General features: G+C 67.9%; 21 protein-coding genes. 13 read left to right on the top strand and 8 right to left on the bottom strand.

Features of this window, described 5'->3' with window-relative positions:
- The first annotated feature begins 102 nt into the window (after nt 1-102).
- The 3 genes from GOARA_RS16125 to GOARA_RS16120 are packed head-to-tail and all read left to right on the top strand — an operon-like array spanning nt 103 to nt 1,031.
- Entirely contained in the window at nt 103-339 is a 237-nt protein-coding gene (locus GOARA_RS16125; protein ID WP_007323485.1) for a hypothetical protein, read from the top strand.
- Nucleotides 336-506 (top strand): hypothetical protein, encoded by a 171-nt coding sequence (locus tag GOARA_RS20300; RefSeq protein WP_170265466.1) that lies wholly within the window; start codon nt 336-338, stop codon nt 504-506. The genes GOARA_RS16125 and GOARA_RS20300 overlap by 4 nt, the downstream gene beginning before the upstream one ends.
- Nucleotides 507-542: 36 nt before the next feature.
- On the top strand, nt 543-1,031 hold the full coding sequence (locus tag GOARA_RS16120) for a hypothetical protein (protein WP_007323484.1): 489 nt from the start codon (nt 543-545) through the stop codon (nt 1,029-1,031).
- 40 nt (nt 1,032-1,071) lie between these two features.
- Here GOARA_RS16120 and GOARA_RS16115 read toward each other — a convergent pair whose 3' ends face one another.
- A complete protein-coding gene (locus GOARA_RS16115) occupies nt 1,072-1,506 on the bottom strand; it encodes a hypothetical protein (protein ID WP_007323483.1) in 435 nt (144 codons plus the stop codon).
- Complete coding sequence (locus GOARA_RS16110; RefSeq protein WP_007323482.1) at nt 1,503-4,397, bottom strand: hypothetical protein; 2,895 nt, start codon at nt 4,395-4,397, stop codon at nt 1,503-1,505. The genes GOARA_RS16115 and GOARA_RS16110 overlap by 4 nt, the downstream gene beginning before the upstream one ends.
- 103 nt (nt 4,398-4,500) lie before the next feature.
- On the opposite strand from GOARA_RS16110, the gene GOARA_RS16105 reads away from it, so the two are divergent.
- Nucleotides 4,501-5,184 carry an SDR family oxidoreductase gene (locus tag GOARA_RS16105; protein ID WP_007323481.1) on the top strand — a complete coding sequence of 228 codons (684 nt, stop codon included), beginning with the start codon at nt 4,501-4,503 and terminating at the stop codon, nt 5,182-5,184.
- A 351-nt stretch (nt 5,185-5,535) separates the two neighbouring features.
- Here GOARA_RS16105 and GOARA_RS16100 read toward each other — a convergent pair whose 3' ends face one another.
- On the bottom strand, nt 5,536-5,931 hold the full coding sequence (locus GOARA_RS16100) for a nuclear transport factor 2 family protein (protein WP_007323480.1): 396 nt from the start codon (nt 5,929-5,931) through the stop codon (nt 5,536-5,538).
- Nucleotides 5,932-6,087: 156 nt separating this feature from the next.
- On the opposite strand from GOARA_RS16100, the gene GOARA_RS16095 reads away from it, so the two are divergent.
- The 8 genes from GOARA_RS16095 to GOARA_RS19975 all read left to right on the top strand — a co-directional run bounded on the left by GOARA_RS16095 (nt 6,088) and on the right by GOARA_RS19975 (nt 13,211).
- Complete coding sequence (locus GOARA_RS16095) at nt 6,088-7,140, top strand: hypothetical protein (protein WP_138947738.1); 1,053 nt, start codon at nt 6,088-6,090, stop codon at nt 7,138-7,140.
- Nucleotides 7,137-7,823: a DUF4129 domain-containing protein gene (locus tag GOARA_RS16090; RefSeq protein WP_007323478.1), complete on the top strand. Its 687-nt coding sequence runs from the start codon at nt 7,137-7,139 to the stop codon at nt 7,821-7,823. The genes GOARA_RS16095 and GOARA_RS16090 overlap by 4 nt, the downstream gene beginning before the upstream one ends.
- Nucleotides 7,820-9,091 (top strand): DUF4350 domain-containing protein, encoded by a 1,272-nt coding sequence (locus tag GOARA_RS16085; protein WP_138947737.1) that lies wholly within the window; start codon nt 7,820-7,822, stop codon nt 9,089-9,091. Before GOARA_RS16090 ends, GOARA_RS16085 begins: the two co-directional genes overlap by 4 nt.
- Nucleotides 9,088-10,068, top strand: coding sequence for an AAA family ATPase (locus tag GOARA_RS16080; protein ID WP_007323476.1), 981 nt, complete (start codon nt 9,088-9,090; stop codon nt 10,066-10,068). Before GOARA_RS16085 ends, GOARA_RS16080 begins: the two co-directional genes overlap by 4 nt.
- Nucleotides 10,068-11,480, top strand: a complete 1,413-nt coding sequence (locus tag GOARA_RS16075; protein ID WP_007323475.1) for a DUF58 domain-containing protein — start codon at nt 10,068-10,070, stop codon at nt 11,478-11,480. Before GOARA_RS16080 ends, GOARA_RS16075 begins: the two co-directional genes overlap by 1 nt.
- 108 nt (nt 11,481-11,588) lie before the next feature.
- On the top strand, nt 11,589-11,915 hold the full coding sequence (locus GOARA_RS19985) for a hypothetical protein (protein ID WP_007323474.1): 327 nt from the start codon (nt 11,589-11,591) through the stop codon (nt 11,913-11,915).
- Nucleotides 11,916-12,222: 307 nt separating this feature from the next.
- Nucleotides 12,223-12,732 carry a hypothetical protein gene (locus GOARA_RS19980; RefSeq protein ID WP_007323472.1) on the top strand — a complete coding sequence of 170 codons (510 nt, stop codon included), beginning with the start codon at nt 12,223-12,225 and terminating at the stop codon, nt 12,730-12,732.
- On the top strand, nt 12,729-13,211 hold the full coding sequence (locus tag GOARA_RS19975; RefSeq protein WP_007323471.1) for a hypothetical protein: 483 nt from the start codon (nt 12,729-12,731) through the stop codon (nt 13,209-13,211). The genes GOARA_RS19980 and GOARA_RS19975 overlap by 4 nt, the downstream gene beginning before the upstream one ends.
- Nucleotides 13,212-13,246: 35 nt before the next feature.
- On the opposite strand, the gene GOARA_RS16065 is transcribed toward GOARA_RS19975, so the two are convergent.
- On the bottom strand, nt 13,247-14,242 hold the full coding sequence (locus GOARA_RS16065) for a stage II sporulation protein M (RefSeq protein WP_040523787.1): 996 nt from the start codon (nt 14,240-14,242) through the stop codon (nt 13,247-13,249).
- Between the two features lie 67 nt (nt 14,243-14,309).
- Here GOARA_RS16065 and GOARA_RS16060 point away from each other — a divergent pair, with 67 nt between their 5' ends.
- Complete coding sequence (locus tag GOARA_RS16060; protein WP_083834907.1) at nt 14,310-15,206, top strand: RDD family protein; 897 nt, start codon at nt 14,310-14,312, stop codon at nt 15,204-15,206.
- A 33-nt stretch (nt 15,207-15,239) separates the two neighbouring features.
- On the opposite strand, the gene GOARA_RS16055 is transcribed toward GOARA_RS16060, so the two are convergent.
- The 4 genes from GOARA_RS16055 to GOARA_RS16040 all read right to left on the bottom strand — a co-directional run bounded on the left by GOARA_RS16055 (nt 15,240) and on the right by GOARA_RS16040 (nt 21,268).
- Nucleotides 15,240-16,433, bottom strand: a complete 1,194-nt coding sequence (locus GOARA_RS16055) for an acyl-CoA dehydrogenase family protein (RefSeq protein WP_007323468.1) — start codon at nt 16,431-16,433, stop codon at nt 15,240-15,242.
- A 117-nt stretch (nt 16,434-16,550) separates the two neighbouring features.
- Nucleotides 16,551-17,243: a hypothetical protein gene (locus GOARA_RS16050; RefSeq protein ID WP_306302182.1), complete on the bottom strand. Its 693-nt coding sequence runs from the start codon at nt 17,241-17,243 to the stop codon at nt 16,551-16,553.
- A gap of 354 nt (nt 17,244-17,597) precedes the next feature.
- Nucleotides 17,598-19,511 (bottom strand): ABC transporter ATP-binding protein, encoded by a 1,914-nt coding sequence (locus tag GOARA_RS16045; protein WP_007323466.1) that lies wholly within the window; start codon nt 19,509-19,511, stop codon nt 17,598-17,600.
- Complete coding sequence (locus tag GOARA_RS16040) at nt 19,508-21,268, bottom strand: ABC transporter ATP-binding protein (protein ID WP_007323465.1); 1,761 nt, start codon at nt 21,266-21,268, stop codon at nt 19,508-19,510. The genes GOARA_RS16045 and GOARA_RS16040 overlap by 4 nt, the downstream gene beginning before the upstream one ends.
- Between the last annotated feature and the right edge of the window lie 65 nt (nt 21,269-21,333).

The following is a 21,333-nucleotide window of genomic DNA, read 5'->3' as shown; positions in this document are numbered from 1 at the left end:
ATCAAATACACACAAACGTGGCCATGGACTCCCTTACCTCCATCGGCGCAAGCCGCCTGGCCGGACATCTACAGCGGCCCCGACTGCAAGTAGGAGCATCAGATGACCAAACGGCAGCCATTGCTCCGAACGTATCGCACCCCGTGGAAGACGCCGATTCGGATACTCGTACTAGTTCTGGCAATCGTCGCCATTCTCGTCGCCAGCGTGCTGACCGCCCACGTGGACCGCTGGGTGCAAGCGATCACTCTCGCGTCGATTTTCCTGGGCTACAACCTGCTGGTATTCGTCTGGTGGCGCCGGGATCGGCGCGCGGCCGAGAGCGAGGAACACCGATGACCGCAACACGCCTTCCCGTTCGGTCGCGGGCGCTGGCCACCGTCGCAGCGGTTGCGGCGATCGCCCTGTTACCTGCCTGCTCGCCAGACGACGACACTCGCAGCACGGTCACGGTGCCCAGCGGCCTGGAGCAGCCCAGCGGTCAACTGAACGAACTCCTCCTGTAACCGGCAGACTTCGGGTCCGGAGCTAAGGAGGTCCGGGTGCCGAAGAAGCTGGCCGACCATGTGCTCAGCACCATGAACTCGATCAAAGTCGAGCCCAAAGAGTGCAACGAGAAGGACTGGACCGCCCAGCTCAACAACGCCGGCAAACAACCGCAGATCGTGGTGAGCATCCGGCAGCCTGGCGCGCGGCAGGTCATCGCCTCCAACATCGTGATGCCTGCTCCCGAACATCACACCACCCTGCGCAATCAAGTCACCAAGTGCGCCAAGATCGACATGACCGCCGGAACGCAGAAGGCCACCACCACATTTGAAGAGGTCGACCTCGGCATATCGGGAGACGTCGAGACGTTCGCGACTCGCTCCGTCACCACGGGCTTCGACGGCGCGAAGGAAACCGCCTTCGAGGCGCACGTGAACGTCCGACACCGCGCGCTGTACTACCGGGTGGCCGGCACCGACGACGAGCAACTATTCCGCACGATCGTGGAACGCGGCGTCACGCGAGCCGCGGCCGTCAGGTGAGCTGATCACGGTCGAACTCGCGGGGATGTAGAACGTCCCTCTAGGCGCTGATGATCGCTTCCACCGAGGTGAGGAAGTCGCGGGTCGTCTCGGCGTCGGCGCCGGGGAAGTGGTGCGCGAGTCGTTCGACGCTGGTCGGCGAGAACGGATGCGCGACCAGCTCGTCGAGGTCGTCGCGGCGGATGGCCACGTCCATCGCGCGTTCTTCGAGATAGCGCTCGACCCAGGCGGTGACCGCGCGCCGCGCGGCGAGATCGCTCGACCACGGCGCCGGGAGTTCGTCCGGCCGGTCGTCCTGCTGCTCTCGGGACGGGCTCTCGAACGTGTCGTGATCGTCGAGGACGAACCGGACCGTGCGGCCGGCACCGTCGTCGACGAGGAGGTCGTGGCCGTCGAGGGTCACGAGGTCGTCGGATCCGGTCAGACGGGTGATCGCTCCGTAAGCGGCGAGCCGGCGGAAGGCAGCGGCGGTCATGTGTCCTTTGTACTCAGCGCCTCGGTCGCGGCGGCACCGAGGTGGCGGCCGAGTTCGGTGTAGGCCGCGAACTGGCCTTCGTTGAACCACTGGTCCGAGGTGGAATCGTGGGGGAAGACCGGATTGTTGTCGGCGTAGGTGAGCAGCCACGGCGGCAGGTCCGGGGTGAGCACCGCTTTGGCCAGAAGGAGGGTGCCGGACTTGCCGCCGGCGACGTCGGGGTAGGTGAACCGCACCCGGACGATCGACGAGTCGGCCAGGCGACGCTGCAGTTCCGGGGTGATGCCGGTGTCGTCGACGGGCGACGCGGAGCCGGGCACGAGTTGAGTGGGGGAGTGCCGTTCGTCGACGTCGAATCGCACGCCGAGTTCGGATTCGGCCAGGCGCATCGCATCGGCGAAGGTCGTGAGGCTGGGCGGGGCGTCACCGCTGGCGTCGATCGCGATGATCGTCGTGCATCGTCGGCGCAGGGCCTCGACGAGGCCGAGGTTCTCGTAGTGTCCGCCGTCGGTGAGCTGCACCAGCCGGCCGCGGCCGGAGTTCAGACCGAAGACCTCTCGTGCCAGGTAGCTGATCCCGCGGAAGCTGGGCAGCCCGTGCGGCCAGGCCGGGTTGTCGCGTTCGAACCGGGACTGGTGGAGGAACCGCGGATTCGGCAGCCAGCTCCCCAGCCGCGCACCGGAGATCGCGAGCAGCGTTTGGTAGCCGCGCGCGGCCCGGCCCATGGCCGACGCGAAGGCCGCGCCGCTGATCGCCACGGCCGCCTGCACGGTGAGGTCGCGCCGGATGCGCGTCGGCACGACGCGCGAGAGCGCTTCGGTCTCCAGCCAGCCCAGGTCGGGGCTGCCGACATAGTCCGCGGTGAAGACGAAGGACGCGGCGTTCTGCCCGCTGGCCGGTTTGTCTTCCCCCGACAGTGCGGTCGCCGCGGCGAAGACGAAGGCCGGTGTCGAGATGCCCGCTGCCGAGGACTCGGGGGGTACGGGCCACGCGAGCCGCGTGCGACGCGGTTCGCCGAACAGAGACAGCTCGGTCGACTCGGACGGCGGGTAGGCGACCGCGCGCCGTTCCCCGTCGGGCAGTCGTACCCGGCGCATGGCGAAGGCGCCCGCCAGCCGCCGGCGGTAGAACGGATGCAGACTCATCGATGTCACGTCGAACAGGGCGAGGACCGCGAGCACGGCGATCGCGACGAGTCCGACCGCGGCGACGCGGACGGTATCGGGAGAACCGGGCGTCGCGCCGCGCACCGCCCAGGCCGCGACACCGGCGACGGTGAGCAGCCAGGTGGCGAGCAGAACCACCAGGGTGAACAAGACGAGTGCCAGCTGGAGCGCGCCCTGCGGGACGGCGCGCCGCTGCGGCGCCGACCTGCCGCGCAGTCGAGCGACGAGCGCCGCGAGCATGCCGCGGTTGCGCCAGAGGATCGCGGCCAGCACGGCCGCATAGTTCAGCGCGAGGACCGAGGACACCGGTGCGGCGATCCCGCCCGGGCCCGATTCGCCGGTCGCGGACCACACGACGCGCATCCCCCACGGGATGGCGAAGGTCGCGAGGGCGACGATCGCGGTACCGGCCGCGGCGACCTGCGCGACGCGTGTCAGCGTCGCGTTGAGATCGAGGGCCCAGCGCCGCGTCGATACCGCCTCCGCCAGGTTCGCCGCGACGAGGGCGAGCACGGTGATGGCCGCGAGCACGCCGAGCAGAATGAGCGAGGGCCTGGTGTTCGCCGTCGTCGTGGACCCCGCGTCGTCGAGTTCGACGGCGGAGAGCGGAATCTGTGCGTACAGCACCCCGAGCAGTACTCCGAGGATGACCGCGGGGGTGAACACGACCGCCAACGACAGCAGCATGTTCTTGGCGACGACCGCCAGCGCAACGGCGAGTTCGCGCGGCGAATCCGCGATGTAGCTGGCGCGGCGGCGCACGCGGTCGTACTCGACCGAGCCGCGCTTGAAGGACTCGTCGATCGGCAGTGCCTCGACCGGGACATCGGCGGGGTTCTCGCCACCGAGCGCCTCGCACAGCTCGTCGGGCCAGACCGACTCCGACGACGGCCGGTGAGCGGCTTGCAGGAACGCCCCGGCGAGGTATCCGCCGCCGGACACCGAAATCACGTAATCGGCGTCGCGCAGCACGTTGCGGCCGGACGAGTCGGCGTTCGCGTCCGTGCTGCCCGACAGCGATTGCAGCGCGCCCAGTGCGACACTGCCGGCGCGGATCCCGCCGCCGGACAGGCAGACCGCCGTCGTATCGGTGTGTACCGGATCGGCGACGGTCGGCACCCAGTACGCGCGGCGCCAGCGGTATTGCTCGGGTAGCTCGTCGTGACCAGCGCCGCGGAACACGTGCGCCGCCACGCCGGGTTCGCCGCGTTTCAGCCATCTCCGCGAGAAGAGGGCGCGCCCCGCATACGCGATGAAGCCGGGGATGAGGAACAGCACCGGCACCACCGCGACGAATTTGAGCGTCGCGAACGGAGCCGACCATGCGCCGTTGTGCGCGAGCAGGGCGATGTTCTCGCCGACGTCGGCGAGGGCCGCGACGACGAGCATGGCGAGCAGGACGGTGATGGTGCCGCGGAACGCGCCGGTGAAGGCGCGTGAACGGAGGAACCGTCCTATCGCGCCGAGGGCGAGGGTGTACCCGACGATGAATCCGAAGTCGTTCCAGACGGCACGGTCGAGTTCTGCCGCACGTGCACCCGGATCGCCGGTGAATTCGTAGACCAGGATGTCGGGGTCGTAGGCGCGCAGACCGAACCAGATGCTGAGCGCGAGACCGACCAGGAAGGCGAGTGCCAGCGCCGCGTCGACCTCCGGCCGACGCCGGCGGCCGGCCGCCGAGAAACCGCTGGTGTCAACGGGATGGGCCGATGGTGTGGCGCGCACGGGTTCATCATCCGCCAACGGCGTCTGGAATAGGGGCGGACCGAGGGAAGACGCCCTGGGAACACCGCTGTCTCGGGCGATCGCGGCCCAGTAGGGTCGAGTCGTGCCCACCGCTCTCATCACCGGCGCGAGTCGCGGCCTCGGCGCCGCCATTGCGAATGCCTTGGCGCCCACCCATGACCTCATCCTCGGCGGACGGCCGTCGGCCGAACTCGACGCCCTCGCGACGTCCCTCGACGGTGCGACGACGTTCGACGTCGAGCTGACCGATTACGACGCGGTCGCCGCGGCGACCGAGGCGATCAGCGAACTCGACGTGCTGGTCCACAACGCGGGGGTGGCATCGAATCTGGGGCGCGTCGCCGATACCCCGGTCGAGGAATGGCAGCACGTCCTGGAGGTGAACCTGGTCGCCGCCGCCGAGTTGACCCGCCTGCTCCTGCCGGCGCTGCGCGCGGCCGGCGGACACGTCGTCTTCATCAACTCGGGCGCGGGCATGCGGGCCAACCCCGGGTGGGCACCGTACGCGGCGAGCAAATTCGGTTTGCGGGCCCTCGCCGACGCGCTGCGGCTGGAGGAGCCCGGCCTGCGGGTCACCTCGATCTACCCGGGCCGGATCGACACGGATATGCAGCGCGACATCGTCGCCATCGAGGGCGACGAATACAACCCGGACAGATTCCTGAATCCCATGACGGTCGCGGCGGCGGTGGCGTCGGCGATCCACACGCCCGCCGACGCGCACCCTGTCGAGGTGGTGCTGCGTCCGACCGGGCGCGGTGCTTAAATTCTGGCCGGTGGCTTATCGCGGTGTTGAGTGCCCGACGACCCGCTAGGCGGTCGGTGTACCGCGATGGTTGAGTGCCTACGGCCGCAGGTGGGTCGGTGTATCGCGATGGTTGAGCCCGACGGCCGCAGGTGGGTCGGTGTATCGCGATGGTTGAGTGCCTACGGCCGCAGGTGGGTCGGTGTATCGCGATGGTTGAGCCCGACGGCCGCAGGTGGGTCGGTGTATCGCGGTGGTTGAGTGCCTACGGCCGCAGGTGGGTCGGTGTATCGCGGTGGTTGAGTGCCCGACGAGGCGCCAGCCGAGTCGGGTGTATCGAAACCCTCGTGAGGCGGCCTGCCAACCAGGGCGTCAGACCTGTTTGAGGTCGGTGGCCGGGTCCCAGACCGCGCGCATCGATGCGATCTTGCCGTTCTCGTCGAACGTCATGATGTCGATCGGCTGGATCTCGAAGCCGGAGTCACCGGCCTTGGTGAAGAGGTGGAACTCGAAGACCGCGGTGTCGCCGACGACCTTCTTCCACTTCAGGGTCGCGACGTGCTCGTCGAGATTGCAGATCAGGCCGTAGAACTCCACCAGCTCGTCGCGAGTCGTGCGCAGCGGTGCGCCGATCGGGTCTTCGACGCTGGCGCCTTCGGCGTACAGATCGGCGATCTGTTCTGCCGTTCCGCTGGTCAGCAGTTCGATGTATCGGTCGACGACACCGTTGATCGTCGCGGTCAGGTCCGTGGTGGCGGCGTCGGCCATCTGGTGCTCTCCTCGAATGACAAACTAGAACGTGTTCTAGTCACCGTAGCAGCCGGATGGTGTTTGCTTTGGTAGGTTCGCGGTTCTAGAGAGCAGTTGGAACTCTCGCCGGAGCCATCCGGTTGACCCGGGGATTCGCAGACGAGGGGAGTGGTCGTGATGCCGGTCGATGACAACCCCTCGTCCGACCCCGGCTGGACGGCCCCGAACGTCGAACCGGCCGCCCCCGCGGCGATACCCGCCGGCGACGAGTGGCAGCAGGCCTCGCCCTGGCCGTCCGCGGATGCCCAGCCCCGCGCGTACGCGAGTCCTGAGCCGACGACCCAGATCCCCTCGCTGCCCGGTGTCGACCTGCCCGTGACGCTCCCGGAACCGCAACCCGCTCCGACCGCAGGCCTCGCCGCCCACAAGCCCGGGACCACACCGTTGCGACCGTTGGGGCTGGCCGACATCCTCAGCGGCGCCGTCAGCGCCAGCCGGGGCAACGCCGGGATCCTCGCCATCGCCGTGTCCGCGCTCTGGGTTCCGGCGATCGCCGTCGGCATCGTGGCCAACAGCGTCGACGACCGACTAGGGCTGATCGTCGCGAGCATCGCCGCTTTCGTTCTGCCGGTGGTCCTGACCGCGGTGCTTGCCGGTCCGCTGCACGCATCGGCCACCGGCCGGCCGTGGCCGACGCGGACCGCGCTGCGCGCCGTGACGAACCGATTGGGGGCGCTGGGCGCGCTCGGTGTCGCCGACCTGTGCATCCTTTCCGCCCCCGCGATCGCCGCGGGGTTCGCGGTCGTGGCCGTCACCGAGTGGGTGATCGGATCGTTCTCGGCCATCGTGCTCCTGCCCCTGGCCGTGGCGGTGCCGGTGATGCTGTACTCGACCCTCGCAGCGCCCGTGCAGATGGTGCAGACGGTGGTGGCCGTCGAGGGCCGCGCGATCGGTGACGCGGTGCCCAGGGCGTTGCGACTCGTCGGCCGCGGCGCGCTTCGCCAGTTCGGCGCCTGTGCGCTGTTCGGCTTGCTGTACGCCACCATCGGAGTCGCCCTCGTCAGCGGCATACTCATGTTCCGGTCGTTCGGAGCGCCGGTGGTCGTCCTGGCGACCGGTGTGGCGGTGACGCCGATCGTCGCCGGCGCCGCGGTGATGGCCTATATAGACGCTCGGATCCGCCAGGAGGCATACGACGTGGAGCTGCTCGCCGGGGAGGAACAGTGATTCTCGCGCTGGACCCGGACAATGACACCGCACGCCGCTGGGTGCTCGACGAATTGTCCAAGCCGCGATACGACGAGCAGGCCCCGTCGTCCAAGCCGAAGTCTGACGAGCCCGGCTTCATCGAACGGCTGGGCGACTGGATCTCCGGCTTGTTCGACTCCTCGCTGCCCAAGATCATCGGGTTGATCGTGCTGGTGCTGCTGATCGCCGGTGCCGCCTACGTGGCGTACCGAGTGTGGTCGGAATCGCAGTCGCGTACCCAGCAGGCGGACGACGCCGAACCGGGGGCGGTTCTCGGCGGGATCGTCGGCACGCAGGACCAGTTCCGGTCGGCCGCCGAGGCCGCGCTGGCGGCTGGCAGCTTCGACGAAGCCGTGCTGAACGCGATGCGCTCGATCGCGCAGACGGCGTCGGATCGGTCGTTGCTATTGGGTGCTCGATCGGCGACCGCACACGACATCGCCCGTCGCCTGCGCCATGTGTTCCCCGCGCACGCCGAGTCGTTGCACGCAGCCGCGGATGTCTTCGACGCGGTCGCCTACGGCGGTCGCCACGCCGACGCGAACTCGGCGGCCGCGATGGTGGCGCTCGACGCCGACCTGCGCGATTCCAAACCGACCGGCTATGTCGACGACGAGTCCGCCGAGATGTCCCTGCCCCTGCTGCCCCCGGTGCACCGATGAGCGCCCCGGCCGCACCCGCACCGGCGACGTCCGCTGTGCCCGCCGCCGGACCGGCGACGGGCAGGTCTCCGCGAAAGACCGGCACGATCGTGGCCGTCGTGATCGTGGTGGTCGTCGGACTCGCCTGCGCGCTGGGACTGGTCGCGCTCATCGTCAGCGGTGCCTCCAAGTCGCCGAAGCAGGGGCAGCACACGACCCTCGGCGATCCGGGGAACTACCGGGCACTGGGCGGCGCCGCTCTCGCTGAAACACTGCGGACCCATGGTGTGCGAGTCGACGTCGTCCGGGAGCAAGCCCAGTTGCGCAAGCTGGGGCGCGCCTCGTCGTCGACCGTCGTCGTCGTCTCCAACGCGCAGCTCTCCGCCAAGAGCAGTGCCCGTATCGTGCGGCAGCAGTCGCGCGACGCGCGGCGGGTCGTCCTTCTCGATCCCAGTAACGAGATTCTCGATCAGTGGGGCATCGACGTCGCCGTCTCGCAGGGTTCAGGCGGCCAGTCGACCGCGGCGCAGTGCTCGGCTGCCGGGATAGCGCCGACGGACACCGCCGGCTACTTCCGGCTGGGCTACGTTTCGACCGTCGGCGAAACCCTCACCGGATGCTTCCCGGGCGGCGACGGAGCGGACGGCGGACGGTGGTACGCGGTCGTCGTCATTCCCGCGACCGCGACGCGCCCGGAGATCGTGCTGGCACCGACGTCCTGGTTCAGCAACGCCGAGATTCGCGAGCAGGACCACGCCGGTATCGGGATCCGGATGATCGGTGCCGGCACTCAAGTGCACTGGTTCGCACCGGGTTACGGCGACAAGGCGAACGACAACGAGCAGAAGCCGCAACCGCAGGCCAAGTCGGGGCCCGACGTCCCGCGCTGGTTCTGGCGGGCCTTCGGCCTCGGCGTATTCGTGCTGTTCGCGGTGATGTTGTGGCGCGGGCGACGTTTCGGGCAGCTGGTGGCCGAGCCGCTGCCCGCCGTCGTGAAGGCCGCCGAGACCACCGAGGCGCGCGGCCGCCTCTACGAGGCGTCCGGTGATGCGCCGCGCGCCGCGGCCCAGCTGCGCGAACACGCCCTGCGGACCATCCCGCGTCGCCTGGGCGTCTCGCGGCATGCTCCGGTCGACGACGTCATCGCCGCTGTTTCCCGGGCCACCGGGCGCAACCCCGCCGAAGTGGCGGCGTTGCTGGCCGGGCCGCTGCCGCACGACAACGCCGGCCTCGTCCAATTCGCCACCGACCTGTCCACCCTTGAAGAGGAAGTCCGACCCGTACTATGACGACACCAACCGAAGTCCGATCCAACTCCGACCGGGCCCGCGCCGCACTGTCCGCGGTGCGCGGCGAGGTCGCGAAGACGGTCGTGGGGCAAGACTCCGCCGTCGCCGGTATCCTCATCGCGCTGCTGTGCCGCGGTCACATCCTCCTCGAGGGCGTGCCGGGCGTCGCGAAGACGCTTCTGGTTCGTTCGGTGGCCGCCGCCCTCGATGTGGACACCAAGCGTGTGCAGTTCACCCCCGACCTCATGCCCGGTGACGTGACCGGTTCGCTCGTCTTCGACAACGCGACGTCGGAGTTCACCTTCCGCGAGGGCCCCGTGTTCACCAACCTGCTGCTCGCCGACGAGATCAACCGCACGCCGCCCAAGACGCAGGCGTCGCTGCTGGAGGCGATGGAGGAGCACCAGGTGTCGATCGACGGGCACCCGCACGAGCTGCCCGCGCCGTTCGTCGTCGCCGCGACGCAGAACCCGGTCGAGTACGAGGGCACCTATCCGCTGCCCGAGGCCCAGCTGGACCGCTTCCTGCTGAAGGTGACCCTGCCGTTACCGCCGCGCGAGGACGAAATCTCGATCCTGTCCCGTCACGCCGCCGGATTCGATCCTCGTGACCTGGCCGGCGCCGGGATCAGCGCGGTAGCCAGCCCCGACGACATCGCCGCCGGCGTCGCCGCGGTCCGCGCCGTGTCGGTCGCGCCGGCCGTCCTCGCCTACATCGTCGACATCGCCCGCGCGACGCGCATGTCGCCGTCGCTGTCGCTGGGCGTGAGCCCCCGCGGCGCCACCGCCCTGCTGGCGACCAGCCGGGCATGGGCGTGGCTCTCCGGCCGCGACTTCGTGACCCCCGACGACGTGAAGGCGCTCGCCCAGTCCACGTTGGCGCACCGCCTCGGCATGCGCCCGGAGGCCGAGCTGGAAGGCGTGTCCGTTTCGGCGGTCCTCGACGCCGCGATCAACTCCGTTCCCGTGCCGCGCTGATGTTCGTCACCGGGCGCTTCGCGCTGCTCATGGCGCTGGGGGTGATCCCCGTGGTGATCTGGCCGTCGTGGTGGGTCGTGTTCGGGTGGGTCTGCTTCGTCTTGCTGGCCGCCGCCATCGATCTTTCGCTGACCGGCTCGACGTCGGCGATCGCGGTGACCCGTGCGAAGACCGCGCCGATCCGCCTCGGCGAGCACACCACGACGCAGTTGTCGCTCGTGAACACGTCCGGTCGGCGCTACCGGGGCCGGATCCGCGACGCCTGGCAGCCTTCGGCCGGAGCCGGTGCCTCGGCGCAGCCGAACCGGCGAGTCGCGCGCGACCCCGGTCTCCTCACGACGCTGCTGAACTGGTGGGAGGATGCCAGGTGGCAGTTGGCCGGCGACCCGGGTCCGCCCGGACCGCTGGCGAATCGGCAGGACCTGGACCTGGCGCCGGGCGAGCGCCAGTTCATCGACGTCGGCCTGCGCCCGACGCGTCGTGGTGACCGTCTCGCCATCCGAGTCACTTTGCGCCGCAACGGCCCGCTCGGGCTGGCGGGAACCCAGCGATCGGATTTCCATCCCGGCTCGGTGCGCGCGCTGCCGGCCTTCGACTCGCGCAAGCATCTGCCGTCGCGGCTGGCGTCGCTGCGGCAGCTCGACGGTCGTTCGGCGGTCCGGACCCGCGGGCAGGGCACCGAGTTCGACTCGCTGCGCGACTACGTCGAGGGCGACGACGTGCGGTCCATCGACTGGCGCGCGACCGCGCGGCGGCGTTCGACGGTGGTGCGAACGTGGCAGCCCGAGCGCGACCGCCACGTGGTGCTGGTGCTCGACACGTCGCGCACGTCCGCCGGTCGAATCGGCGATCAGCCCCGCCTCGACGCAGCGATGGATGCCGCCCTGCTGCTGGCGGCGCTCGCGTCGCACGCGGGTGACCGCATCGACTTCATCGCCGGCGATCGGGCGATTCACAAGAAGGTGCGCGCCACTCGCCGCGTGAATCTCCTCAACGAGATGGTGACCGCGATGGCGCCCCTGCAATCAGCGCTGCTGGAAGCCGATTGGGGATTGCTCGGAGCGGAAGTCGCGCGGACCGTCGGGCAGCGCGCGCTCGTCGTGCTGCTGACGCCGCTGGAGCCGTCGGCGATCGCCGAGTCGTTGCTGCCGACGCTGGCGGTGCTGGCGCAGCGCTACCAGGTGGTGATCGCCTCGGTCTCCGATCCGGAGCTCGACGACATGCTGGCCGACCGTGCGGATTCCTCCGCGGCGTATCGCGCCGCGGCGTCGGCGCGGACCCTGACCCAGCGCGAGGAGACCGCGGCCGTGCTGGCGAGGCTGGGAGTCATGGTCATCGACCGCGGGCCGGAGGATCTGCCTCCCGCGCTGGCCGACCACTACCTCTCGCTGAAGTCGCGCGGCCTCCTGTAGCCGAAACCCATTGGAACAAGCGTGCGGGCTGTCGCACCTACTTGGCTTCTGTACCTATCGCTCGTCGTCCCAGGTCCGGCAAAGCCGGATACAAGTTAGCATCGCCTGATGAATCAGAACGCAAGCGGGGAGTTCTTTCTCGACCCCGATGATGTGACGGAATTCGGTCGTAGGATCTGGCGGGTGGCCGACGATGTCGACAACGTGCGAGTCGATCAGGTCTTCGCGGCGGGCAGTACAGCACTGGGGACGTCCGGCTTTGGTAAGAACCTCGCACGTCACTCGGTGGAGCAGCGAGATGTAGTGTCCCGTGTCGTAGCCGACCTCGAAGCCCTCGGCGTAGATGTCAAGAAGGCGGTGCGGGACTTCCAACGTGTTGAGGACGAGACGGCATCACGCATCGCTCAATCGGGCCGACCTCAAGGGCAGGCATGACGACCACAATCTCGGAGGTGGAGGGCTGGCGACTAAGTGAGCTGGAGCAGACTGCGGCAGATCTGAAATCGGGGTCGAAGCGGCTTAACGATGGGGCGACACAGATCCTCAATTCGGTCACCGGCGTCCGCAATCATTGGCACGGCGAGGCTGCCACAGCTGGCCTAGTTAGGGCGATGGATCATTACGGAATTCTAGGTGAGCGTGCGAAGTGCTGGGATGCCGCGGCCACCATCTTAGAAAAGGCTGCTCAACAGCTGGGGCTGGCAGCAAAGAGGAGCGCGAGTTTCTCGATCGGACATATCGAATGGGCTGGGAAGGTGCGAGCGCGGCCAAGCAGGCGGGTTTGAAGATTTCCCCGGAGATGCTGTTTCACTATCTTAGGGGGACCGGCACAGACTTCCGCGTGGATGTCAACAGAATGAAGCAGCGATTGCCGCACTTTGCGGCTAGTTCGAACGAGTCAGCAATGACTGGTCTCGCGGCAGCTCGCGCAGCGATGCCGGCGGGGTACGAAGGTCCGGTGGCATTCCAGACCGATTGGCAGGTCAACCGTCTTAATCCTGTCAGCGACGCCGACTACAGAAACGGCTTGGGTGCTTTCAGCTCTCAGGAGAGCGGCGTCTGCTATACCGATGTGAACGGCAATCTCGTCGTGAAAGCCCAAACGTCGATATCTGACTACTACAACTGGGACTCGACGGATCCGAAACGGGTGCCCCAACCGTCGGATCTGGGTCACTTGCACAGAGCCGGTATGGCACAGAATTTCGTCAGTCATGGAACAGAGACGCCGAGGGTGGTGCCGCAGGGATGAAGAAGCTCGTCAAGTGGATCATTCTGAGCTTGGTTCTCCTACTCGTCGTATTCGCGGCGGCGGCTTTCCTTCTCGCGAGGGAATGGGGACTGATTCCGCGCGGCATCGAACCCGACGATGCGGCCGCGAAGCTAGGTATACAAATCCCGACGTCAGCGACCGAAGTGCATGCCAGCCACGATGATTGGCAAGGGACGTGCACGTCGGTCGAATTTCTGCTTCCGAACGATCAATGGCGGCGATTCGTAGAGTCCAACCACCCGGTCCCCGTGCAACCGAGCGCCAGTTCGGGCGGCTACACGTGCGGACCGTCGAAGGTATCGTGCGAGGGAGACGCTGCGCCGCTTGATCTCAATGCAGCGTTGCGTGCGTTCGAGATCAGATCGACCGGGGATGATGGCGTAGAGACTTCGATTCACGTGACACCAAATTGCCGGCCCGGCTCGACGAGGGTCACCTGGTGGCGCGCAAGCATTTGACGTCAGAGATACGGCCGTTAATGGCGGTAAGCAGTTCAGGCCGCGACGGGTGCCTCGTACCCGCGGTCGGATTCGCGCTCCAGGTCGCCAGTGGCTCCGTCGCGGTAGGCCTTGCGGCCCAGGATGAAGACGTAGGCGAGAAAGCCGAGCCACGCGGCTAGTCCGATGCCGACGCGAACGAACGTCGGCAACGGCGACGGGGTCACCACGGCCTCGATTATGCCGCAGATCAGCAGCAGGCCGATGAGCCCGATCCCGATGGAGATGGCGGTGCGGCCCTCCTCGGCGAGCGCCCGCGACCGTGTGCGGTGGCCGGGGGACACCCAGGTCCAGAACAGCTTCAGGCCGATGCCCGACGACACGAACAGGCAGGTCATCTCCAGCATCCCGTGCGGGAGGATCAAGCCGAAGAACACGTCACCACGGTCATTGCCGATCATCAGCGCTGCGACCTGCCCGAGCGACACCACGTTCTCGTACAGCACGTAGAGCACGGGGACGAGGAAAACGCCGAACGCGATCGCCAGCAGCGCCAGGCGGAAGTTGTGGACCCACACCTGGAACGCGAAGTACTGGGCCTCGTGGTCGGAGTAGTAGTTGGCGAACGAGCTGTCGATGTACTTCTGGCCGTACTTGTTCAGGAGCCAAGCCATGGTGTCGGGGTGGTTGAGGCACCACGCGACGATGACGGCCATCGCGAACACCGAACCGATCATGATCGGCAACCACCACCAGCGGAGCCGGTAGAGGCCCGCGGGCAGCGTGCGTGTCAAATAGTCGGTGACGATCGACCAGGAGAACGGCCGCGAGCCGGTGGCCCGAAAGCGTGCTCGCGCGACCAGCATCGACAGGTACTCGACCGTCTCGGCGTCCGGCGACGTCGAGCGAATGACCGACAGGTGCGTCGCGGCGCGTTGGTAGAGGTCGAGCAGCTCGTCGGATTCGGCACCGTTGAGGTACCGGGTCCGCACCAGGTCATCGAGGCGATTCCACTCGGCCCGGTGTGCATCGAGGTAGGCGTCTAGGTCCACGCCCATAACCCTAGTCAGCGGGGTGGGCGGTGTCGTCCACCCGACTACCTGACCTAGAGTCGTGGTCATGTCGTATCCCGCGCCCGGACACTATGCGGCGCCGCGCGTTCCGCTGCGCCCGCTGCCGCCTCCGGTCTCACCGTCGCACAGCGGCACCCGCGGAGTCGGACGCGACGATTTCGTCGCCGGCGAGGCGGTCGCCCTCGATCTGCCGCCGGGCAACATCGGCCTGCGCATTGTGTCGGGGCTGATCGACGTCACCGTCGGGTGGGCGCTGATCTGGTTCTGGATCATCGTCGCCCTTCCGTGGCTGGCGCTCGACGTCAAGCTCGACTCCGCGTTCCTCTACGGACTGACAACGGCCTGGACGCTCTTCGCGGTGCTGGGTCTGCCGACGCTGGTTGAGACGCTGACGCGTGGGAAGACGCTCGGTCACCTGGTCATGGGTCTGCGCACCGTCAACGACGACGCGGGCCCCATCACCGCGCGTCAGGCGTTCGGCCGCGCGTTGCTGGGGATCGTTGAGATCTACATCACCGGTGGCGTGGTGGCGCTGATCAGCGCGGCGGTCAATCAGAAGAGCAAACGCCTCGGCGATCTCATCGCGGGCACCTACGTGATCCGGGACCGGACTAGGGTGCCGGCCAAGCGACACGTCTTCATGCCGCCGGAACTGGCCGAGTGGGCCGACACCGCCGACTTCGCGCCGCTCCCGCCGACGCTGGCCAACGGCATCCGCGGCTACCTCGAGCGCTACGAGTCGTTCACGCCGCAAGCCCAGGTCGTCACCGGTCAGCAGTTGGTGGCGCGCGTCCTGCCCTACGTGTCGCCGAACCCGCCCGCGGCAGCGCCGCCGAGGGATGTTCTCTCGGCGATCGCGGCTGAACGGTACCGGCGCGACTCCGCTCGCATCGCCCGCAACCAACGGTTGCAGCAGGCGCTGTTCACGCCGAACTCGCACTGACGACGGGGCGCTCCGACGCACGCCGTCGGGCGGCTACTTCAGGTCCGCGCTGGACTTGCCGAGAACCCGGCGGGAGATGATCAGCTGCTGGATCTGCTGGGTGCCTTCGAAGATGTCGAGGATCTTGGCGTCGCGCGCCCACTTCTCCAGAAGCGTGGTCTCGGCGAATCCCGCGGTCGCGCCGATCTCGACGGCCTTGTTGGTCACGTCGGTCACGGTGCGTCCGGCCTTGGCTTTCGACATCGACGCCTCGAGTGAGTTCGGCTCGCGGTTGTCCATCATCCACGCGGCACGCAGGGTGAGCAGCCAGCTGGCCTCCCAGTCCGACTCCAGCCGGATGAACTCGGCGACAGCGGCGTGCTGGGCCGCCGCCGGCTTGTCGTAGTCGATCTCGTGGCCGGCCTCTTCGATCAGGCGGCGCATCTCCTCCAGGGCGGCACGGCCGAGCCCGACCGCCATCGCGGCGACGACGGGCCGCGTGTTGTCGAAGGTCTGCATGACCCCGCCGAAGCCCTTCTTCGTGTCGATCTCCGGCGTGCCAAGCAGGTTCTCCTTGGGCACGCGCACATTCTCGAAGACGACGACGGCGGTGTCGGAGGCCTTGATGCCCAGCTTGTGTTCGAGGCGGGCGACGGTGACGCCCGGCGCATCCATCGGTACGACGAAAGACTTGATCGCCGCGCGGCCGATCGAGCGGTCCAGCGTCGCCCACACGACGACATGGCTGGCGCGCGAGCCGGCGGTGACGAAGATCTTCTCGCCGTTGATGACGTACTCGTCGCCGTCGAGGGTGGCGGTCGTCGACACGGCGGCGGAGTCGGAACCGAAGGACGGTTCGGTGATCGCCATGGCGGCCCACACGTCGCCGAAGCGTTCCAGCTGCTCGGGGTTGGCGACGGCCGCGATCGCGGCGTTGCCCAGGCCGCGGCCGGGGATCGACAGCATCAGGGCGACATCGCCCCAGCTCATCTCGGCGGCCGAGAGCACGCCGCGCATGTTGGTGCTGTTGACGTTGTCGCCGGCGGCGGGCTTGTTCTCGGCGTTCTCGGCCTTGTCCCGCTCGGCGGCCTGCTTGGCCAGCTTCGCGAAATCGTCGAGTTCGACCGGATACTCGTGCTCGGCCTTGTCGTACTTGCGGGAGATAGGGCGGAAGATGTGTTCGGCCGCGAGGTGGGCCTGCTCGACCGTCGAGTTCAGCTTCTCCGGGAGCTCGGTGTTGATTGCCATGGGCGATACCTTACTCGGCGGTAAGGTCCGGCGTCCAGTGGGGATCGTCGCTCCCGCGGCCTCGTCTCGATCCCGCACCGGCGGCCGACGGCGCGCGACCCGAACCGGGGAGCGGGACTACGTCGGCATGAGATCGAGGCGTGTCAGCCAGGCATGCAACAAGTCGAGCATCCCGCCGCTTTCCAGCATTCCCCACGTCCACCGGACGACCATGAAGCCCATGGATCGCAATTCGTCCTCGCGTTGCTTCTCCCGTACGACGGCGTCGGCGACGGATTCACCGGACCGGCGTAGTCGCCCGTACTTGACGGCGCCGTCAAATTCACCGATCAGCTTGTCTCCCCAGCAGAAGTCGCATCGGTAGCTTCTTCCGCTCGCGCAATGAAACCGCCGCTGTAAGACGGGAGTCGGCAGGCCGCCTTGGATCATTTGTGCACGACTCCACGATTCGCCGACGCTCTCCGACGCACGGTCGGCAAGCGGAAGTGCCCGTCGCGCCGGACGTGCGCCCGCGCGCCGTCGGCGAAGTGCGACCGCCATCTCCTCGCGACTGGCCTCCGCGCGCAAAGCGCCGTCGAACACGGTGAGTGCCTGAGCGAAGTTGCCGGAGCATGCGACATCGACTGCGGTGCGGCCGACCGACGTCACGGCAACGCCATCGACGACCGTCACGTCGCCGGGGTCCAATGGCGCGGCGTGCAAATGACGCAGTTTGGTCGTCTTCCCGCCGCTGGTTTTCCCGCTGGTGAGGTGTACCCGGGAGCGTTGCGGCTGGAGCAGGGGAATGCCGTGCAGTGCGGCGGCAGACACGTGGCTGAGAGGGAACGACCTGCCGATCTCGGCTGTGGCGACCGCGATCGAACGCAGTCGGTATAGCCGGTCGGAACCGGCCGGACCGCGGAATCGCTCATTGGGCTCGACGAAGACTCCGGGTGTCAGCCGGAGGAGACCACCGGACCTGACGGCCGCGCGCAGCTCGTCGTCGGAGATATCCGCGGCCAATGCGGCGGAACGCCGAACCAATCCGTGTCTGTCACAAGGGAAGCGCGTCATGCCTTCTTAGACGCATATGCCGGTCCGGCGGTTCCGCGTCCTCCTCGCGCTCCCTCGGCTCGACCACGCGCCCCCGGCCGAAGGAGCACGATCCGAACGCGACCGCGGGAGTCAGTCGAGCGCCCCGCTGAACTGGCCCTGGTACAGCCGGTAGTAGGCGCCTTGAGCGGCGAGCAGCTCGTCGTGCGTGCCCTGTTCGACGATCCGGCCCTGTTCCATGACGACGATGGTGTCGGCGTCGCGGATCGTCGAGAGGCGGTGGGCGATCACGAAGGACGTGCGGTCATTGCGCAGGGCGGCCATCGCCTGCTGGATCAGCAACTCGGTGCGGGTATCGACCGAACTGGTCGCCTCGTCGAGGATCAGGATCGTCGGTTTGGCCAGGAAAGCGCGCGCGATCGTGATGAGCTGGCGCTCACCGGCGCTCACCCCACCGCCCTCCTCGTCGATGATCGTGTCGTAGCCGTCGGGCAGCGTCCGCACGAAATGGTGAACGTGGCTGGCCTTCGCCGCCTCGATGACCTCCTCGCGGCTCGCCGCCGGGTTGCCGTAGGCGATGTTCTCGTAGATCGTGCCACCGAACAGCCACGAGTCCTGCAGCACCATGCCGGTGCGGGAGCGAAGGTCGCGGCGCGTCATCGCGCGGGTGTCGACGCCGTCGAGGGAGATCGAACCGTCGTCGATGTCGTAGAACCGCATGATGAGGTTCACCAGCGTCGTCTTGCCCGCGCCCGTCGGGCCGACGATCGCGACGAGATGGCCGGGTTCGGCGGCCAAAGACAGGTTCTCGATCAACGGGACGTCGGGCAGGTAGCGGAACGAAACGTCGCGAAACTCGATACGGCCGCGATCGTCGTCGGGGGAGTCGGGCGCCGACGGGTCGGGGACTTCCTCGGGGGCATCGAGGATATCGAAGATGCGCTCGGCAGAGGCGACGCCGGACTGCATCAGGTTGAACATCGACCCGATCTGAGTCAGCGGCTGCGTGAACTGGCGCGAGTACTGGATGAAGGCCTGCACCTCACCGAGGCTCAGTGACCCCGAGGCGACTCGCAGCCCGCCGACGACGGCAACCACCACGTAGTTCACGTTTCCGAGAAACATGATCGTCGGCATGATCATCCCGGAGATGAACTGGGCCCGCCAACTGGCGTCGTAGAGCTTCTCGTTGCGATCGTCGAAGGCGCCCATCACCTGGCGCTGGCGGCCGAACACGGTCACCAGCTCGTGACCGGTGAACGCCTCTTCGATCTGCGCGTTGAGCGTGCCCGTCGATGCCCATTGCCTACCGAAATGCGGTTTGGAGCGCTTGGCGATCATGGCGGTGGCGAGCCCGGCAGCGGGAACGGTCAGCAACGCGATGATCGACAGCAACGGCGAGATCCACACCATCATGGCGAGGATCCCGACGACCATCAGCACCGAGTTGAGGAACTGCATGATGGTCTGCTGCAGCGTCTGCGACAGATTGTCCAGGTCGTTGGTGACGCGGCTGAGCAGGTCGCCGCGCTGTGCCTCGTCGTAGTAGCGCAACGGCAGCCGGTGGACCTTGGCCTCCACATCGGCGCGCAGGCGGGTGATCGTCCCGACGACGACGATGTTCAGCAGGTAGGCGGCCAGCCAGCTGAGCAGGCTGGCCGCGACGTAGAGCGCGAGCACGATTGCCAGCACGCGTCCGACGGCGCCGAAGTCGACGCCGACGCCGGGGGTGAGGTCCATAGACGCGACCATGTCGGCGAAGGTGCTCTGGCCGCGTTCGCGCAGCCCGGCGACCGCCTGGCCCTTGGTGATGCCCGCCGGCAGGCGAGAGCCGATGATGCCATTGAAGATGAGGTCGGTGGCGTGGCCGAGCACGCGCGGCGCGACCGAGGTCGCGAGCACCGACCCGACGATCGAGGAGAGCACGACGATCATCGCCACCCGGTGTCGGGCGAGCAGGCCGATCAATCGCTTGATCGACGGCCCGAACGACCGCGCCTTCTCCTGTGGACCGCGCATCATCGCGGCGCCGGCCGGCCCGGTCATGAGGTCCTCCCGGTATCGGATCGCGGACTGCTTCCGGTGACGGCGAGCTGGGACTCGGCGATCTCGGCGTAGGTCGGACAGCCGGCGAGGAGGTCCTCGTGACGTCCCCGGCCGACGATGCGCCCGCGGTCGAGAACGACGATCTGATCGGCGTCGGCGATCGTCGAGATGCGCTGGGCCACGATGATCACCGTCGATTCGCGGGTGGCCGGCGCGAGGGCGGCGCGCAGGCGGGCGTCGGTCGCGACGTCGAGGGCCGAGAACGCGTCGTCGAACAGGTAGATCGACGGTCGCCGGACCAGGGCGCGGGCGATGGCCAGCCGTTGGCGCTGGCCGCCGGAGACCGTCGTGCCGCCCTGAGCGACGACCGTCTCGAGGCCGTCGGGCATGGCGCTGACGAAATCGTCGGCCTGGGCGATGCGCAGCGCCTCCCACAGTTCGTCGTCGGAGGCGTCGGCCTTGCCGTAGCGCAGATTGGACGCGACCGTCCCGGAGAACAGATACGGGCGTTGCGGGACGAAGCCGATGACCGAACGCAGCAGGTCGGGGTCGAGGTCGTCAACCGGTGTGCCGCCGACCGTCACGGTGCCGGCGGTCGTGTCGATGAGGCGGGGGATCAGCGAGAGCAGCGTCGACTTTCCCGATCCGGTCGACCCGACGATCGCGGTCGTCGTGCCCGGCCGGCATTCGAAGGAGAGATCGGCCAGCACGGGTTCGTCGGCGCCCGGGTAGGCGAACGCGGCCGCCTCGAACGCCACCGTCGACGGGTCGCCGCGGAACGGGACCGGCGAGTCGGGCGGCTCGACGCTCGTGCGCGTGTCGAGCACCTCCATGATGCGTTCGGCACAGACGGCCGCCCGCGGAGCCATCATCGCCAGGAACGAGGCCATCATGACCGACATCATGATCTGCATGACATAGCTCATCAGCGCGGTCAGGGCGCCGATCTCCATGTCGCCGCCGGCGATCTCGTGCCCGCCGACCCAGATGATCGCGACCATCGTCAGATTGGTGATGCCCATGACCGTCGGGAACATCAGCGCGAAGACCCGGCCGACGCGCAACGACGTGTCGGCGAGATTCGTGTTGGCCACGCCGAAGCGGGCGATCTCCTCCGGCTCGCGCACGAAGGCGCGGACCACGCGGATGCCGGTGATCTGTTCGCGCAGCACACGGTTCACCGCGTCGATCCGTTCCTGCATGGCCCGGAAACCGGGGATCATGCGGGAGATGACCACGGTCATGAACAGGCCGAGCAACGGAACGGCGACGGCGAGGACCCACCACATGCCGGGCGCCACCTTGATCCCCATGATGATGCCGCCGACGCACATGATCGGGGCCATCACCAGCAGGCTGACGCTCATCACCGCGAGCATCTGGACCTGCTGGACGTCATTGGTCGTCCGGGTGATCAGCGACGGTGCGCCGAACGTACCGACCTCGCGCTGCGAGAACGAGTTGACCCGGTGTGCGAGGTCGTGGCGGATGTCGCGGCCGGCACCCATCGCGGCGCGCGCGCCGAAATAGATGGCCGTGATGCTGCAGACGACCTGCACGAGCGTCACGATCAGCATGATGCCGCCGACGCGCACGATGTAGTCGGTATCGCCGCGCGCGACGCCGAAGTCGATGATGTCGGCGTTGAGCGTCGGCAGGTAAAGCATGGCGGCGGTCGCGATCAGCTGGAGCAGGATCACGATCGCCAGTTCGCGTTTGTACCGCGACAGGTAGATGCGCAGCAGGCGTGTCAGCACTGGAACGACGGTACTGCGCCGCGGCGGGCCGTGCCACGGGATTTCACTCGCCGACTACGCCGCGG

The organism is Gordonia araii NBRC 100433 (genome assembly GCF_000241265.1).
In the GTDB taxonomy this organism is placed as follows: domain Bacteria; phylum Actinomycetota; class Actinomycetes; order Mycobacteriales; family Mycobacteriaceae; genus Gordonia; species Gordonia araii.
The sequence above is the reverse complement of the archived record's forward strand: the minus strand, read 5'-3'. Positions and strand labels throughout refer to the sequence as shown.

Excerpts from the sequence above, each read along its gene's own strand:
- GOARA_RS16125 (WP_007323485.1), top strand. The coding sequence starts at position 103 with ATGACCAAACGGCAGCCATTGCTCCGAACGTATCGCACCCCGTGGAAG.
- GOARA_RS20300 (WP_170265466.1), top strand. The coding sequence starts at position 336 with ATGACCGCAACACGCCTTCCCGTTCGGTCGCGGGCGCTGGCCACCGTC.
- GOARA_RS16115 (WP_007323483.1), bottom strand. The coding sequence starts at position 1,506 with ATGACCGCCGCTGCCTTCCGCCGGCTCGCCGCTTACGGAGCGATCACC.
- GOARA_RS16100 (WP_007323480.1), bottom strand. The coding sequence starts at position 5,931 with ATGGCCGACGCCGCCACCACGGACCTGACCGCGACGATCAACGGTGTC.
- GOARA_RS16085 (WP_138947737.1), top strand. The coding sequence starts at position 7,820 with ATGAGCGCCCCGGCCGCACCCGCACCGGCGACGTCCGCTGTGCCCGCC.
- GOARA_RS16080 (WP_007323476.1), top strand. The coding sequence starts at position 9,088 with ATGACGACACCAACCGAAGTCCGATCCAACTCCGACCGGGCCCGCGCC.
- GOARA_RS16075 (WP_007323475.1), top strand. The coding sequence starts at position 10,068 with ATGTTCGTCACCGGGCGCTTCGCGCTGCTCATGGCGCTGGGGGTGATC.
- GOARA_RS19985 (WP_007323474.1), top strand. The coding sequence starts at position 11,589 with ATGAATCAGAACGCAAGCGGGGAGTTCTTTCTCGACCCCGATGATGTG.
- GOARA_RS19980 (WP_007323472.1), top strand. The coding sequence starts at position 12,223 with ATGGGCTGGGAAGGTGCGAGCGCGGCCAAGCAGGCGGGTTTGAAGATT.
- GOARA_RS19975 (WP_007323471.1), top strand. The coding sequence starts at position 12,729 with ATGAAGAAGCTCGTCAAGTGGATCATTCTGAGCTTGGTTCTCCTACTC.
- GOARA_RS16060 (WP_083834907.1), top strand. The coding sequence starts at position 14,310 with ATGTCGTATCCCGCGCCCGGACACTATGCGGCGCCGCGCGTTCCGCTG.
- GOARA_RS16055 (WP_007323468.1), bottom strand. The coding sequence starts at position 16,433 with ATGGCAATCAACACCGAGCTCCCGGAGAAGCTGAACTCGACGGTCGAG.
- GOARA_RS16045 (WP_007323466.1), bottom strand. The coding sequence starts at position 19,511 with ATGACCGGGCCGGCCGGCGCCGCGATGATGCGCGGTCCACAGGAGAAG.